The sequence below is a fragment of the Colwellia sp. 6_MG-2023 genome, assembly GCF_030547765.1.
Taxonomy (GTDB): domain Bacteria; phylum Pseudomonadota; class Gammaproteobacteria; order Enterobacterales; family Alteromonadaceae; genus Colwellia.
This window is the reverse complement of the sequence record NZ_JAUOPP010000024.1, coordinates 66653-83135: the sequence shown is the minus strand read 5'-3', so window position 1 is coordinate 83135 and position 16483 is coordinate 66653. Positions and strand designations below refer to the sequence as shown.

The window sequence follows — 16483 nt, the reverse complement described above, 5'->3', positions numbered from 1 at the left end:
TTGATGAAATTAACTTTGCTAAGTTATGAGCCATATATAGTTCCTCGTCTGAGCTTATATTAGATCATAAAACTGTTTAAATTGATATTTTGTTAGATCATAAAAATATCGGAATTGGTATAATTTCCTACATCCATGTAGGGAATTCGTTCATATTGCCGCGGCGCTCAGAAGTTGTGTCTGCTACTTGTCATCCTGACACCACGACATTAGTACATCCTGTACGTCAACGCAGCAGCGCTCGAAGGTATAAGCGTGTGGGTGTTCTTCTCTTTATGTGAGACCGTTCCTGTGCATCCTGCACTCCTTATTATAAAAGCGGAAGCCTGTTACGAAGGTAACGGGCTTTTTGCTGTTTGAGAGTTATTAGTATTACTAATGATTTAACTAACACATTTAATTTCAATTTGCTCTGTAGATAAATTAAGTTTTTCGAGCCGTTTTTTCTCTTGTTTTTGTGGTGGGCACAAACTGGCATTATTATAATAGGCGATACATTCGAAGCATTGTACGCATTCGTTATAATCTATAGAGCCTGATGGAGTAATGGCTTTAATATCACATTTATGATGACAAAGTGTACATGGACTGCCGCATTCTTTACGTCTACTTAGCCACTTAATTGGATGAAACCTTCCAAGTAGTGATAATCCTGCACCAAGAGGGCAGAGATAACGACAGTAAAACTTATTAATATATAATCCTAGACCTAATATCACTAAAGCATAAATTACAAAGGGCCAAGTACGAACAAACATTAAAGTGAACGTTGTTTTAAAAGGTTCAACTTCAGCCATTACTTCAGCCATAACATTGGCATATAGTGATAATCCAACTAAGAATAACAACACACCATACTTTACCAGTTGTAGTTTTTTATGTAGTGGATAGGTTATTTTAAGTTGTCGTATTCGCCATTTCTTAGCTAACCAACCCAGCATTTCCTGTAAGGCGCCAAAAGGGCAAAGCCAGCCGCAGAATAAGCCACGACCCACAAGGAAAAGACTAATAAATACATATGACCAGAGAATGAAAATGATTGGATCCATTAGATAGGTTTGAATGTCAAAGCCGTTAAAGAGTGAATGCAGAATTGGAAATATGTTTACTACTGATAATTGTCCTTGTGCATACCAGCCAATAAACACTATGGTATAAATTAAAAAAATCCAACGGACACGATGAAATAATGTAAAACGTCGGGAAAGTTGATGCTGATAAATAAAAAGAAAAGTTAAAATCAACAGACTTAACACTAGTATAGTAATCTCACTAGATCTGTTATGCCAAAGCTCTAACCATAAGGGGAGGGAAGTATTATTATTGTCTAATTCAGGGTAACTATAAAGAGACTTCGGGAGTTGATAATCTATTGGGAACACGGAAGATACCTGGTTTAACCAAGGATTATTTCCATAAGAAACGGTTAATGATAAGGTCCAAGGAGATCCAGGATCAAATCCTGAATGTGATTTTATTCTATATATATTTAAGGCTTCCGCTCCTCTATAGGCTTCTTTTTTACCTTCATATAAATCATAAAAGTTTAAATCACGAATTTCTATCGGTACATCATTTTGTAATATTGATAGTCGATCTGGAATTGAGGCAGGTATAAAATCTTTATCAACATGGTGGTAAGCACCGTAAGACCAAATACCAAGAGCATGTTCACCTTCATTTAAGCGCTGCATTAACAGTTTGTAGTCATTACCTAATAGGTTTTTACCTATCATCGGAGAATTAAGATAAGCAAAATGCAAATCTACGAACGTTGATTTATTTATCTTATTAGTGACGGCTATTTTTTCCACTATATTATCGTCATCAAATGCCTGTGCTACATCAGAATTAGTAAGGGTTAACTTAGTAAGATAATTTCTCTTTTCCAGTGCTTTAATATCAAGAGGTTCATAAGTGTTTAAAATATCGGCAACGGCATTACTTGTAAAGCCATCGAGGGTTTTACGGGCAATAGCTAATGAAGATAATAATACTGATTCGTTGATTACAACCACTGAAACTGTTGCTTTTGTAATTCCATCGATCGCCACATGAGTGCTGTTTGACGTCTTACCAACCTTAATACTATCTAAAACTGATAGACCAGCATATTGTTTAACAAAATCAAATAGTGGTTGCTCACCAAAGCCATGCAAAAATATTGGCTCTTGATGTTCGACAACGAGAACACCAGCTAACTTTCCTTCTAGGTCTATGCCAATTAGCATATCTACAGGCTCACCAGAAAATGCTGGTAACGCTACAACGTCTTGAGAATGAAAGAGATAGCCAACCAAATTTCCCACCTGATATATTGGCCAAACAGGTGGGGAAGATTCTTTTTCACCTATTGAAGTAGCATGAGGAAAAATTTCATTCCAGCCATCTGGTGAGTCGGTGGATAATGCCAAAGAGGTGGTTGGCACCATAAAGAATAAACTTATTAATAGTATTGTTTTACAGAGTGTTAACCTATTCATTGTATTTGTTTTTTGCTAAAAGATGAGTTCATGATTTGTTCCTTTTTATAGTTTGAATAGAGATACAAATTGTATTTTTTATCACCAATGTTATCAGCAATAACTGCTTATTCGATTATCATCTTAAAACCCAAATTACTGTCATCACCATGCAACTATAAGACTATTTCTCTCATTATTTAGTCTTAACTATCTATCACTCTGTTAGGTTACTACCGAGTAATAATGTCATTTTCTTACCAAGAAGATCTTTGTCAAATGTCCTCCGAAGGCTAAGAGAATTGCAATATTTCCAAACCTTAAAACTGTCAGCTGGGGGAGTAGTTCCTTAGCAAAAAATTACCAAAAACATCAGTAAATTTATTTGATAAAAACATTATTACTAACACGCAAACCTTAAGAACTATTTGAGCTATACCTTTGGATAAGCCTTTTAATTATGCTATGGGATAGGTTAATTCATACTAAAGTATTGTTCGTTTTAGTTATTGATAAATAATAATTATTTTTAATGTTAGGCCTGGGTTTATCATTCTTGAAAACAGATTACTAAAAGGAATTATTCCTATAGCGTCATTACCAACAAGACGATTAATATTTAACCGAAGGAAGTATTGTGATTCAAAAATAGTAGGGAGATAGATATTACAAAAAAGCATTAGCGATTGAGTAAGGACACCTGAATATTTCTACTAAATAAAATGATAGAACACGATGGTTAAATTGGAATGGAAGACGAATAAAAATAACAAACCCTTCACTGTGATAAGCAATACATATTGGTAGTAGATGCTTCATAGTTTTTATTAAGTAAATAGTTTTTTACCTAGCTGAATAGCTACAATTAATAGAGGAAATAATATGCAAACTCAGATAAATAATTCTCGTCAAACGCCGGGAGCAAAAAAATGGGCACTTCATCGTATTGCTGTAGGTATCGCAACTGTTGTTTTAGCAAGTGCAGCTTTGAATGTGCAAGCCGACTCCAACAAGGTAACTTGGGACGATATTCTTAATGATCAAGATACAACCACTGATGTATTAGGTTACGGTATGGGGGTAAAAGCACAGCGATATAGTGATTTAACCCAAATTAATACCGACACCATCAAAGCGATGGTTCCACAGTGGACCATGTCATTCGGTGATGAAAAGCAACGAGGACAAGAAACGCAAGCCTTGTATCATGAAGGCGTACTTTACGTGACAGCTTCTTATTCTAGAATTTTTGCGATGGATGCACGAACAGGTAAAAAACTATGGACTTATAGTCATCGTTTACCTGAAGATATTCGCCCTTGTTGTGACGTGGTAAACCGTGGTGCGGCTATCTATGGTGACAAAGTTTATTTTGGTACGCTAGATGCGCGAATAGTTGCACTTGATAAAAAAACAGGTAAAAGGGTTTGGAATAAGAAATTTGGCGATCACAAAGCTGGTTATACTATGACCGGTGCTCCTACTATCATTAAGGATAAGAAAACTGGCCGCGTTATGCTGATTCATGGTTCTTCTGGTGACGAATTTGGTATCGTAGGTAAGTTGTTTGCTCGAGATACGGAAACCGGTGAAGAAATATGGATGCGTCCTTTTGTTGAAGGGCATATGGGACGTCTTAATGGTAAAGAAAGTACGCCAACTGGCGATGTGCGTGCACCTTCTTGGCCACGTGATGAAAATGGTGAATTGGTGGAAGCTTGGCATCATGGTGGCGGCGCCCCGTGGCAAAGTGCTAGCTTTGATGTAGATAACAATACTATTATTATTGGTGCCGGTAATCCTGCACCATGGAACGGTTGGGCACGTACTGGTAAAGATGGAAAGCCAGCTGATTACGATAGTCTTTATACCTCAGGGCAATTAGGTGTTGATCCTACTACTGGTGAAGTGAAATGGTTCTATCAACATACACCTAACGATGCTTGGGATTTCTCTGGTAACAATGAACTTGTTTTATTCGAATATGAAGATGATGGAAAAGTTGTTGAAGCGACTGCTCATGCCGACCGTAATGGCTTCTTCTATGTTGTTAACCGAGAAGACGGTAAGTTTATTAAAGCTTTCCCATTTGTTGAAAACATTTCTTGGGCGACTCACATAGACCCTGTTACTGGTCGTCCGGTAGAAGTAGAAGGTCAACGTCCGCCGAAACCAGAGCCAGGAGAGAAACGTGGTAAAAGTATCGAAGTATCACCTCCTTTCTTAGGCGCTAAAAACTGGAACCCAATGGCTTACAGTCAAGATACAGGTTTGTTCTATATTGGTGCTAACCATTGGAAAGAAGATTACTGGACTGAACAAGTTAAATACACAAAAGGCTCTGCGTATCTTGGACAAGGTTTTAGCATTAAACGTATGTTTGATGATCACGTTGGTAATTTACGTGCTATCGATCCGATAAGTGGTGAAATTGTTTGGCAACATAAAGAAGAATTACCTCTTTGGGCTGGTGTTTTAGCAACCAAAGGTAACCTTGTATTTACAGGTACTGGTGATGGTTACTTTAAAGCATTTAATGCAAAAACTGGTGAAGAGCTTTGGAAATTCCAAACCGGTAGTGGCATTATTTCTAGTCCTATTACTTGGGAAATGGACGGTGAGCAGTATGTTGGCGTAGCATCAGGATATGGTGGTGCAGTACCTTTATGGGGTGGCGGTATGGCTGATTTAACTAAACCAGTATCTCAAGGTGGATCTTACTGGGTATTTAAAGTACCTAAGTGGGCGAAAGATATCGCACGTCTTGACTAAACTGATTCGTATCGATAGCTAATATTAACACCGGTCAGTAAAGCTGGCCTGTGTTGTCTCACATAGGAAGATGAAGATGATAATTAAAAAACTATTTTTCACGCTAATTTTTTTACATATAAGCACTCAGTTCGCTCAAGCGGAAGATATCACTGAAAGGCGAATAGGTAGTTGTGTAATTATGCCTAAAACTAATTGTGCCGGTGCTGATTTACGTAATGCCGATTTGCGGCATGCTAAATTAGGCAATGCTAACCTTGCCGGTGCTGATCTTCGAGGAGCAAACTTAGTTCGTGCAGACTTGCGTCATGCGAACCTTAAAGGGGCCGATCTTCGAGGAGCAAACTTAGAATCAGTACAGGCGTGGGCGGCATTTTTGCAAGGCGCTAAACTTAATAAAGCTAATTTACGCGGTGGTGGTTTTGAATTTGCTCGGTTGAGCGGTGCTAAGCTAATTGATGCTGACTTACGAGCAGCTAATTTTGAAATGGCTTGGTTTGCTAAAGCCGACCTAACGAGAGCTAATCTAAAAAATGCTAATGTGCAAGAAGCCAAGTTTTACGATGCTAATTTTAAAGATGCAGTAATGGATGGTGTATTCAAACGCTATGCCATTTTTCAGGGGGCTTATATGGAAGGTTGCGAACTTTGCCCACATGACTGGTAAGTTGAAAAGTACAAGTAAGTATATAAGTGGCTCTAAAAGCTAAATATCATAAATGTAAAGCCTCTGCTATTGCAGTAAACAAGGCGTTGAGGCTTCCAATATGTTTTCAGTTAAGCGCCTTCATGATTGTTAGAGGGCTTAATTGCATTCCTTTTATATTTTTTTACAAGATTGTCTTTTAATAAAAGAACAAGGAAGGACAATTTTTTGTGGCGGAGTTTCATCGTCACTAATTTTATCAAGTAACAACTTTGTTGCCTCTCTACCTACTTCATAAGGGTTTTGGGTTATTACTGTAATAGGTACTTTTAAATACTCAGCCATTGGTAGCTCATCAAAAGCTAATAGTGAAACATCATCAGGTATTGAAATATTCTCGTTATTAAACGCTGTTAATAATTCAGTCGTAATAGGTAAATGCTGTGTAAAAAATACCGTTGGTGGGTTAGCCGCAGCAAGCATACTTTTTGGTGATTGTTGAAAACCGATATTTCGGTGCCAATATTGAACCAATTGTTGATCAACAGGAATGTTATGCTTTTCTAAAGCATCGGTATAGCCAAGGTAACGGTCCTTTCTTGATTTCATACTCTGAAAATCTTGAGTAAGAAAACAGATTCGTTTATGTCCTAATTCTATTAAGTATTCCGTTGCGTCGAACGCCGCTTTTCGATAATCAGAAACAATTATATTTTTTTCATTGCCATCATGTTCAAGTTGAAAATGAACAATAGGTAGACCGTTATTAATATATTTATCAATTAATTTTGTATTTTGACCTGAAGACGCAATAATAATTCCGTCTACACGTAATTGGTACAATGTCTCTAGCGACTTTGCTTCAACCTCGGGATCAACATCCGTATTATATATTAATACGTTGTAGTCACTTTTTTTACAATAGTCATCAATCCCTCTAAGGGTGCGGCTTGTATAGAAGCCGGTAATATCCCTTACTATTACTCCTATTGTTTTAGTCTTATTCATTTTTAAACTACGAGCAATAGGGTTTGGTACATAATCAAGCTCTTCTATAGCCAGCTTTATGCGTTCTTTTGTCTTTTCTGACATGTAATCAAAACGGCCGTTTAGGTACTGAGATACCGTACTTTTTGAAACACCGGCAAGCTCTGCGACATCAATTAACTTTATTTTTTTTTGCATGTATATTTTCTTTGAAAGTCCAAATACTTGAATGTTGACATTTTGCAATATTATGATAACTTAATCAACTAAATCGGTTTAGTAAATTGGTTTACTAATCATTATCAATTACTTTAGCAACCTAATAAAAGGCAAAAAGAGTGGAAATTTCGAATGTTGAATATCTAGTGATCGTTGGATACCTTCTGCTGATCATTATCGTTGGTCTTGTTTTCAAAAAGTTTTCGGCGAATACCGACGATTACTTTAAAGGGGGCAGCAAAGGAACGTGGTGGCTAGTTGGTAGTAGTGCTTTTATGAGTGCATTTAGTGCGTGGACTTTTACCGGTGCTGCTGGTATCGCCTACGAGTCAGGGTTCTCGGCCATGTTTATATTCTTTGGTAACGTACTTGGCTTTTTCGTCAATTACCTTTTTATGGGACCTTGGTTACGCCAAATGAGGGTGACTACTTTTCCTGAAGCTATTGCTGGTCGTTTTGGTGAGAAAACTCGTGATTTCTATGCATACTATGAAGTACCCATTCGTATTTTATATTCCGCTATGGCACTTTACGGTTTAGGTATTTTTTGTTCTGCCGTATTTGGCTACGACATTAATTACGTTATCGTTGTTTGTGGTGTTGTTGTTCTACTTTATTCTGCAACTGGTGGACGCTGGGCTGTTATGGCGACTGACTTCTTACAAGGTCTAATTTTAGTGCCACTTACTTTAATCGTTGCCTATCTTTGCTTAGATGCGTTGGGCGGAGTTGAAAATTTATTTGTGAAAATAGAGGAGCAAGGGTTAACCGAAGAATATAGTATGATCAACTCCGCGACTCTATTTGGTGGTGCGTATACATGGGGCTGGGCAAGTGCGATGATGGCAAAACAATTTATTGTCTTCAACTCAATGAATGCTGCGCCACGTTACTTTTCTGTTAAAGATGGGAAAGAAGCCAAAAAAGCCGCGTTGCTTTGTTCAGTATTAATGTTGGTAGGTAGTGTTATTTGGTTCTTACCGCCCATTACCGCTCGATTATTATACCCAGATCTTGTTATGGCGTTTGATATCGCCAAGTCTGCTGAGGCAAGTTATGCCGTTGCTAGTATTAGTTTGTTGCCTGTAGGGCTTGTTGGCTTGATCGTTGTTGCCATTCTTGCGGCGACTATGAGCTCTATGGATACAGGCCTTAATACCAATGTTGCCATTCTGATCAAAGATATTTATCCAAAAATATCACGTAAACTTAGTTGGCAAGCTAAAAAAGAATCCGAACTATTAAACTACGGTCGAACATTAACGTGGGTAATGGGGTTTTTGATTGTATTGCTAGCGCTATATTTTGCCCAGCAAGATGGCTCCGGAATATTTGAAATCATGCTGCAAGTCGGAACACTACTTTCTATGCCAATTACAATTCCGTTACTTTTAGGCATGTTTATTCGACAAACACCTTGGTGGGCTGCGTTGTTCTCAATAGCCTGTGCGTTGATCTTTTCTAGCTTAGCTTACTTTGAAGTGCCACTAAGTTACTTAGGATTTTCACAAGCCTATAGTGATAGTTTCGAATGGAACTTCCAACAACAGTTCTTCGGCGTGATGGGCTCTGGCACGTTTGGCTTTTTAGTTTCAACACTTTTTGCACCAAATCAAAGATCCGCACATCGTCAAATGGTTGACAAATTCTTTACAAATATGAAAACACCTATCGATTTTGAAAAAGAAGTAGGTGAGGGCAATGATTTAAGTCAACTTACCGCTATTGGGCGCTTTGGTGTGGCAGTAGCGGGTTTCATTGCCTTGATGCTGATCATTCCAAATCCACTAGCAGGCAGAATAGTTATTCTGGTACTTGCAGTGACAATTGGGGTAATTAGTTTGTTAATGCTCAATGCGGGGAAGGAGCCCGTTACTACAACCAAGGATGCGGAATCACAAATAAAATAATGAGACTTATTTTCTCGAGAGTTTACTGAACCTCATTATTTACCACTTTTTATTACAGGAATTAACCATGAATTACTTACTTATAAACGACCAACTTGATGTTTTAAAAGCAGAGCTAAAAACTTGTCGTAAAGAACATTTGACTCGACTTTTAGAGCAATGTAGCGCGTATGAAAACGAAGTGTTATCAGTAGAACATCCGCATACTAGTATTACTTATATAGGAATGGCCGCCGCAAACTTAAGTTTGGCCTATTTATTAACTGAACAAGACCATTACCTGCAAGAAGCAAAGCGTTGGATTTTTACTGCGGTTAATTATGATGTTTGGGGATATGGATTTTTAGTCGATGTGGATCTTAGTGCGTCATGGTTACTGTATGGTTTAGGGCTTTCTTACGATTGGATAAAAGATTACTTAACTGAAGAAGAACGTAGTCAGTTTCTTAATAAATTGATCCTGCAAGGCAATAAGATTTTTGATTACGGCCAAGAGAACTTAGGCCATTGTTGGTCGACTAACTATTGGCAAAATCATAATTGGATTAATTATTCAGGCTTATTAACTACCGCTTATGCTATTCGCTCTGAGCACCAAGGTGCCCAAGTATGGATTGATGAAATCAAAGATAACTTTGAAAAAGTATTTGAATACCTGCCTGAAGATGGCTCTAACTACGAAGGAACAGGATATTGGCGATACGCGATTAACTTCTTCTTATCTGCGGCCGATTATATTCGAGAAGATGGCGGACCAAATTACTTTAATGCCGGCTTTTTAAAAAATTCTTTCGACTACCGTATTTACCAGTCTGCGCCTAACTGGGAGGAGAATATTAACTTTGCCGATGTACATGATAGAAGAAGTTCTCACTCCGTTGCTGCTTACTACAAAATCGCCTCAGAATATAATAATGAGCAGTCGCAATGGTTAGGTGAAATGGTACGCACTAAGTTCTTATTTAGAGAAGCTTATCAAAGTAAAATTTTCCCAGGTATTTTACCTGAGGCTTTCTTAGAGTTAATTTGGTTTAACCCTGAGATAGAAGAAAAGTCACCAGAAGCGCTGCCGTTAACCAAATACTTCCCAGATCTTGGTCTTGTGGTTATGCGTTCTAGCTGGGACACAGATGCTACGCATCTTTCATTTAAATCAAGCCCTGCTGGCGGTCATAAGCAATGGGAACTCAGCTGGAAGTTAGACAAAGAAAACGATTGGAAAACCCGTAGTTTGACCCATTATCACGTAGACTTTAATCACTTTATACTAATACATAATGGTGCGTCCTTAGCGATTGATGAGGGCTACAACCGCACATCTAAAGCGGAAGTTCACAACTTGATTACGGTTGATGGTACCGGTTGTGTTGGTGAGAAAATATGGGATGAAGGGGATTTAAGTGATCCAAAATTATTCGATTTAAACTGTAAAGGCATTCATAACGTATGGCGAGATGTGCCAGAAGAAGCCATTGCAAAAATTGAAGCTTTTTCTAATGATAATGGCTATACCTATGTGGTTGGTGAATCGAGTAAAATGTATTATCCAGAAATGGAATTAACACGTAATGCACGCCATATCATTAATAGCGAATGCGGCTATTTTATCTTTTTAGACGAACTAGAGAGTCAGCTAGAGCACACATTTACTTGGCGTATGCATTCAGAAAAATATGCAAATCAAGTAAGCCAAAACCAGTTTGAAATTATTAATGGGACTGGCGCGCTTAACGTATTTACGGTATTCCCAGAAGTGAGAGCAACGAAAGTTGATGAAACCTTAGTTGAAGAAATAATGACGCCTCAACGTCCGGATGATATTCGTCGCATTAGCTTAAAAACATTATTAATTGAGAACCCAGAAAAAAGTAAAAATAGTTATTTCCTTAATGTACTTCAGCCTAAAGATGCTATTCAAGGTGACGCGAGTGATAACATTTCAGTGACGTCGATTAAAGGTGAACACTGTATTGGTGTTGAAATAACCTCGAAAGATCATATTGAAACCTTTATTTTTTCTAACGAAAATAAAATTGCTTATCAAGACATTCAAGCGGAGTCAAAATGGGTTTCTGTTTTAAAGGATAAAGCGGGTAAGGTAATTAAAGCGACAAGTTACGATGGCGTGCTGTAGGCCTTTGACAAGTAATTAATCAATAACCCAGGAACTGACAATCGCTAAATTAGCGATTGTCAGTTCCTGGGTTATGAATAATGAATATCGAAAAGTGAGTAATAACTCGGTCATAAATAATGATTAGGAGATAAAGTAAATGTTAGAAAAATTCAATTTAGCGGGTAAAGTTGCCCTAGTTACTGGCTGTAAACGTGGCATTGGTAAAGCTATTGCGCTTGGGTTGGCAGAAGCAGGCGCGGATATTATTGGGGTTTCAGCCAGTTTAGAATCAAAAGGCTCAGATGTTGAAAAAAAAGTAGTGGCACTCGGACGTAATTTTAAAGGTTATCAATGTGATTTTTCTGACCGCAAGGCTTTGTATTCATTTATTAAAGAGGTTAAAGCCGACTTTCCTCAAATTGATATTTTAGTGAATAATGCCGGTACTATTTTACGTGCACCCGCTGTAGAGCACGGAGATGAGTTGTGGGACAAAGTTATCGATGTGAACTTAAATTCTCAATTTATTCTTAGTCGTGAAATTGGTAAAGAAATGGTTGCTCGTAGAGCGGGTAAAATTATTTTTACTGCTTCGTTATTAACCTTTCAAGGTGGGGTTACGGTTCCTGGCTATGCAGCTAGCAAAGGTGCTATAGGGCAGTTAGTAATGGCACTATCAAATGAATGGGCAGGACAAGGCGTAAATGTGAATGCGATTGCGCCTGGGTATATAGATACAGACAATACTGAAGCCTTACGTAATGATCCAGAACGCTCCATTTCTATTTTAGCTAGAATTCCACAAGGTCGTTGGGGTAAACCAGAAGACTTTAAAGGACCTGCTGTGTTTTTAGCTTCTGACGCCGCAAGCTATGTAAATGGTACTACTTTATTAGTGGATGGTGGATGGATGGGCCGATAATAAGTAATGCTATTTCAATAGTTTATTATTAGTTATAGTAAGTGTAGTCGTTATATTTTTTTAGTTAGTTTCCGGTACATAATAACCGTTAGTAAGATCAGAAGATGATATCGATTATAGAATTTTTATATCGATGATTAAATTGAAGAACAGTTTACCCGCTTCCCTCTACAACTATTTATCTGTTGTAGGGGGCTTTTTAATAAAGGTTATTTCTTGATGAATTCTAGTGCGTATGTTCGGCGTAATTTTGCATTAGCATGGCCACTCGCTTTTAATGCGTTGCTAGTACAATCGATGTTAATGATTGATACATTGCTCGTTGCACCACTGGGAGAACTACCTGTTGCCGCGATGGGTATTGCCACAACGATAGTGGCATTTGTATTAGGTCTTGAAATTGCTATTGGTAATGGTATTCAACTTTTGGTCGGCAGAGCTTACGGCTCGGATAATAAGGCTGATTTAGCGGTAGCATATTGGTCTGGCTTGCTGATCAATATATCAACCTCCTTTGTTTTTCTGTTTATTTTAACCTTGTGGAGTACTGATTTAGTTGCTTTTATTACTGATGACAGTGATTTAGCACAGCTGGCGAATAACTATATATCCATCACTAAATATATCGTGGTGATAACAGCATACACGCAAGTTTGTACGGCTTTTTGTAATGGTCAAGGTAACTCCAAAGTACCATTAAAAGGCTTTATGATTGAATTACCGGTTAATGCCTTACTTAGCTATTTTCTGATAAACGGGTTTGCAACACATCAAGGGCTGGGTGTCGAAGGAGCAGCTTGGGGCAGCTTAATTGCCGTTTTCTTAAGGGCGATATTTTTTTACTTGGCGTTGCGCACTGATAATAAAGTCGATTTGACATACCCTAAAAATAGACACTTTGGGTTAGAGATTGGCCCTCAATACCGTGAAATATATCCTATAGCCGCTAACTTTTTTGTTTTATCCGTTGGGGCGACTGTTTACCAACTATTGTTCGCTCAATTGGATCTGTTCTCGTTTGTTGCTATTACCTTGATTTTTCCTTGGGTTCGCGCTGGTACGCAATTTCCGAATGCTTGGGCTCAAGCTTCTGGCATCAGTATTAGTCAGTTGCTCGGGCAAAAAGAAACCAGTGACCTAAAGCATTTTGTTACTCGCTGTACAAAAGTCGGCATGACGCTGTCGGTAATTATTGCAGGACTATTTTTTATACTCAGCCAATGTATTAGATGGGTCTATCCAGATATTGAACCTGAAACTCAAACAGCGCTAATGATTATTGCGCCGCTTTATATCATTCTGCCAATTATTCGTGCCTACAATACCGTTGCCGGTAATATTCTTCGCGCACTAGGGAATAGTAATCTGGTGCTTAAAATTCACTTTGTAACACAATGGGCCATATCACTGCCTGTTTGTGCTGTCTTAGTTCTGTATTTTGAGGTATCCATTTTTTGGGCATTCGCCATGATACCAATAGAAGAACTGCTCAAAACCATCCCTTTTTATCGCTATAAGAATACTTATATAAGCCGATTATGATATTACTTATTGATAAATAATATCATTTTAGCTTAATCAATATACTTACTGACTTATAGTAGATTGATAGCTCTAGGGAATATTAATTGATACGAAAGCAGGCGTTAACTGTTGTTCACTGACTGGAAAATAAGAGCGTTTATAAATCTTATTTTAGTAGCGTATTCATTATAAATATAATACCTTCAATAAACAGAATGGCTTTTACAAAGAATGAATAATACAAATGCTGCTTAAATACATTTCGGTCATTATCCTTTTAGTCTCTTTTAATACAGTTGCAAACGAAACACTAAACGTTGGTTCGGACGAGTGGTGTCCTTATATTTGCAATGAAGTACACAAGCCGGGTGTATTAATTGAGGTCATAAATGAAATTGCTAAACATAATGGTTTAGATATTAATTTTAATATCCTTCCCCTCGCACGCTCATTAATACTGCTGCAACAATCAAAATTAGATATGGTGTTAGCTTTAACCGCTGAACATATTGAAGAATATCATTTAAAACGAAGCCTGAAAGTTTATGGTGGTTGGTATCATGATTTTTATGTCATAAAAACAAACCCGTGGAAATTTAGCTCTATAGAAAGTCTAAAAAAAGAGATTGAACAGGGTAACACTCTAGGAATAATTAAAGGTTATAAATATAGCGATGGAATAACTCAGCTCCAAGAAACTTCAGGGCAACATATATATTCAGCCTCAGGTAATAGTCCATTATCCAATATATTAATGATGTTAAGTAAGCAACGAATATCAATGGTATTGGATTCGCGCTTTAATATTGAATATGAACTTCAGAACAGCAATATTTCCAATTTAAAATATGCTGGTACAGAGGGTGATTTTGTTCCTCTTTATATTGGTTATTCTCCTAAGTTTAAAGTCAAATACATCAATATATTTGACCAGGGATTAATAAAACTAAGAGCAACAGGTCAACTATCAAAAATATTAAAGCGTTACGGTATTCCTGATTGGCAAGCGAAGAGCCTCAATTAGTTTAATGGTATGTCGGCTTTTGGCTAGCTGAATAAGCCGCTAATTTTCACTAACCAATGTTAACAAAGATAGGAAAGCTGACATAAGCCTTAGCTTATCTAAGTGTAACTATTTCGACAACTAATTAATCATGCCATAATTAATCAAATTAATTATGGCCTAATAAGTTATTAGTTTGTCAGAATACAACCATGCTTGATGATTCTCTCAATGACAGTTTTGACGATAAAGGGGCAATTCATACCAAGAAGCCGGATCGAGGCTAGGTTAGAAGCTCGTTAAATGCTGAACCACCTAATTATCAATAAAGATTTCCACAATAAAGCTTACTGATAAATTATTGATAAGCATTCTGATAGTATTAGTTGATAGATAAATTAATACTATCAGATAAAAACAATCTAATTACCTTATAAATATGATTAGAAACTTAACGCATAGAACTCAGCGTAAATGCTGCCTTTTGCATCTCTAAATTATCAACCTTTAGTTTTAAACAATATAATATTTTGTAGTAATGAAGAGGTTAATCCAGCAAAGGAACCAATAGTCACAGCAGCTGATAACGCTAAAAAGTTGTCAATTGATGGTGTATAATGCGAAGCAAAAAATGAAACTAATCCCAAGAAATAGCACAATAAGTTGTTTATTTTAGGAGCACTTCGTAGTGATATAACTAACATCCCTACAACAAAAACTACGATGGGTAATGCACCCGCACCGAATACAGGGCCAATTATTTTTAAAACTACTCCTGCAATCATACCGATAGTGATACCTATCCAAACACAAACTAAATTAGTAATAGTATGGTTTATATTTAACCCTCGGGTAAAAAATGCAATCCAGCCAATAAACATAGCCCATATAGGTAACTGTAAAGCATCAACTCCTGCTGCCGCCATTGCTGCTATTAAAGCTGCTATCGTCGTATAATTAACGTGGCGAATTATTGATTGTATAGAGTTATTTTGTTTATTCATGACAAGCCTCCCTTAGACCATTCCGCCATTAGATCGTAAAGTTTGACCATTAAGCCACCCCCCTTGAGAGCTAACTAGAAAAGAAACAGTATTCGCAATATCGGCAGGTTCAGCTAAACGCTCTAATGGATTCATTTTAGCAAGAGCTTCAATTTGTTCATTTGATTTTCCATCCAAAAACAATGCTGTTGCTGTTGGACCAGGAGCCACCGAATTAACAGTAATTGAACGACCACGCATTTCCTTTGAAAGGATTGCAGTCATTGTTTCTACTGCTGCTTTAGTTGCGGCATAAACTGAATAGGTGGGTAAATTAAGACCAATAACTGATGTTGATAAATTAACAATTCGGCCACCATCTTTTAGCTTATTTGAAGCCTCGCGTAATGTATTAAATGTACCTTTAAAGTTAACGGCAACTGTTTTATCAAAAAATTCATCACTATATTCGGCGATAGGTGATAAATACATTATCCCTGCTGAATTAACCAATACGTCAGGTTGGCCATATATAACCCCTGTTTGCTCAAAAAGGTGAGCGACCTCTTTTGCATTAGATACATCTGCTTGAATAGCTACAGCGTTACCGCCTAACTGCTCGATTTTATGTACAATTTTTAATGCTTCTTTTTCATTATTGGCAAAATTAATGACGACCGAAAAACCGTCAGAAGCCAAGCGAATAGCAATAGCTGCGCCTATTCCTCTAGAAGAACCAGTAATAATTGCGACAGATTTTTTATCACACATAATAAATTTCCTGATGTTTAATAAGAGTTGTTATATTACAACTACAACGATTTTCTGCTAATACACAATGCCATTATAAACTTGCCTAATCCTCTAGAAGATGTGATTAAATTTGCAATTGATATTTTTAATCATGTAAATTTATATATATAAAATATAGCGGTGTCT

11 protein-coding genes are annotated in these 16483 nt (G+C 37.3%); 7 read left to right on the top strand and 4 right to left on the bottom strand.

Features of this window, described 5'->3' with window-relative positions; genetic code table 11:
- Positions 1-383: 383 nt before the first annotated feature.
- Entirely contained in the window at positions 384-2432 is a 2049-nt protein-coding gene (locus Q4503_RS14920; protein WP_303602760.1) for a NosR/NirI family protein, read from the bottom strand.
- A 912-nt stretch (positions 2433-3344) separates the two neighbouring features.
- On the opposite strand from Q4503_RS14920, the gene Q4503_RS14915 reads away from it, so the two are divergent.
- On the top strand, positions 3345-5234 hold the full coding sequence (locus Q4503_RS14915; protein ID WP_303602759.1) for a PQQ-dependent methanol/ethanol family dehydrogenase: 1890 nt from the start codon (positions 3345-3347) through the stop codon (positions 5232-5234).
- A 76-nt stretch (positions 5235-5310) separates the two neighbouring features.
- On the top strand, positions 5311-5901 hold the full coding sequence (locus tag Q4503_RS14910; RefSeq protein ID WP_303602758.1) for a pentapeptide repeat-containing protein: 591 nt from the start codon (positions 5311-5313) through the stop codon (positions 5899-5901).
- A gap of 153 nt (positions 5902-6054) precedes the next feature.
- On the opposite strand, the gene Q4503_RS14905 is transcribed toward Q4503_RS14910, so the two are convergent.
- Entirely contained in the window at positions 6055-7065 is a 1011-nt protein-coding gene (locus Q4503_RS14905) for a LacI family DNA-binding transcriptional regulator (RefSeq protein ID WP_303602757.1), read from the bottom strand.
- A gap of 140 nt (positions 7066-7205) precedes the next feature.
- Between Q4503_RS14905 and Q4503_RS14900 the strand changes: the two genes are divergently transcribed.
- From Q4503_RS14900 to Q4503_RS14880, 5 genes are all read left to right on the top strand, one after another.
- Complete coding sequence (locus tag Q4503_RS14900) at positions 7206-8996, top strand: hypothetical protein (RefSeq protein WP_303602756.1); 1791 nt, start codon at positions 7206-7208, stop codon at positions 8994-8996.
- Positions 8997-9063: 67 nt separating this feature from the next.
- Positions 9064-11130, top strand: a complete 2067-nt coding sequence (locus Q4503_RS14895) for a DUF4962 domain-containing protein (RefSeq protein WP_303602755.1) — start codon at positions 9064-9066, stop codon at positions 11128-11130.
- A gap of 139 nt (positions 11131-11269) precedes the next feature.
- Positions 11270-12034 carry a 2,5-didehydro-3-deoxy-L-galactonate 5-reductase gene (locus tag Q4503_RS14890; protein ID WP_303602754.1) on the top strand — a complete coding sequence of 255 codons (765 nt, stop codon included), beginning with the start codon at positions 11270-11272 and terminating at the stop codon, positions 12032-12034.
- A gap of 219 nt (positions 12035-12253) precedes the next feature.
- Complete coding sequence (locus Q4503_RS14885) at positions 12254-13576, top strand: MATE family efflux transporter (RefSeq protein ID WP_303602762.1); 1323 nt, start codon at positions 12254-12256, stop codon at positions 13574-13576.
- Between the two features lie 226 nt (positions 13577-13802).
- On the top strand, positions 13803-14582 hold the full coding sequence (locus tag Q4503_RS14880; RefSeq protein WP_303602753.1) for an ABC transporter substrate-binding protein: 780 nt from the start codon (positions 13803-13805) through the stop codon (positions 14580-14582).
- A gap of 479 nt (positions 14583-15061) precedes the next feature.
- Here the strand turns inward: Q4503_RS14880 and Q4503_RS14875 are convergent, their stop codons facing one another.
- Both Q4503_RS14875 and Q4503_RS14870 read right to left on the bottom strand, forming a co-directional pair.
- Entirely contained in the window at positions 15062-15565 is a 504-nt protein-coding gene (locus tag Q4503_RS14875; protein ID WP_303602752.1) for a DUF1097 domain-containing protein, read from the bottom strand.
- Positions 15566-15577: 12 nt separating this feature from the next.
- Positions 15578-16315, bottom strand: coding sequence for an SDR family oxidoreductase (locus Q4503_RS14870; RefSeq protein WP_303602751.1), 738 nt, complete (start codon positions 16313-16315; stop codon positions 15578-15580).
- Between the last annotated feature and the right edge of the window lie 168 nt (positions 16316-16483).

What these genes read in the sequence shown, in the direction of transcription:
- Q4503_RS14920 (WP_303602760.1), bottom strand. Translation starts at nt 2,432, where the DNA reads ATGGTGCCAACCACCTCTTTGGCATTATCCACCGACTCACCAGATGGC.
- Q4503_RS14915 (WP_303602759.1), top strand. Translation starts at nt 3,345, where the DNA reads ATGCAAACTCAGATAAATAATTCTCGTCAAACGCCGGGAGCAAAAAAA.
- Q4503_RS14910 (WP_303602758.1), top strand. Translation starts at nt 5,311, where the DNA reads ATGATAATTAAAAAACTATTTTTCACGCTAATTTTTTTACATATAAGC.
- Q4503_RS14905 (WP_303602757.1), bottom strand. Translation starts at nt 7,065, where the DNA reads ATGCAAAAAAAAATAAAGTTAATTGATGTCGCAGAGCTTGCCGGTGTT.
- Q4503_RS14895 (WP_303602755.1), top strand. Translation starts at nt 9,064, where the DNA reads ATGAATTACTTACTTATAAACGACCAACTTGATGTTTTAAAAGCAGAG.
- Q4503_RS14890 (WP_303602754.1), top strand. Translation starts at nt 11,270, where the DNA reads ATGTTAGAAAAATTCAATTTAGCGGGTAAAGTTGCCCTAGTTACTGGC.
- Q4503_RS14885 (WP_303602762.1), top strand. Translation starts at nt 12,254, where the DNA reads ATGAATTCTAGTGCGTATGTTCGGCGTAATTTTGCATTAGCATGGCCA.
- Q4503_RS14880 (WP_303602753.1), top strand. Translation starts at nt 13,803, where the DNA reads ATGCTGCTTAAATACATTTCGGTCATTATCCTTTTAGTCTCTTTTAAT.
- Q4503_RS14875 (WP_303602752.1), bottom strand. Translation starts at nt 15,565, where the DNA reads ATGAATAAACAAAATAACTCTATACAATCAATAATTCGCCACGTTAAT.
- Q4503_RS14870 (WP_303602751.1), bottom strand. Translation starts at nt 16,315, where the DNA reads ATGTGTGATAAAAAATCTGTCGCAATTATTACTGGTTCTTCTAGAGGA.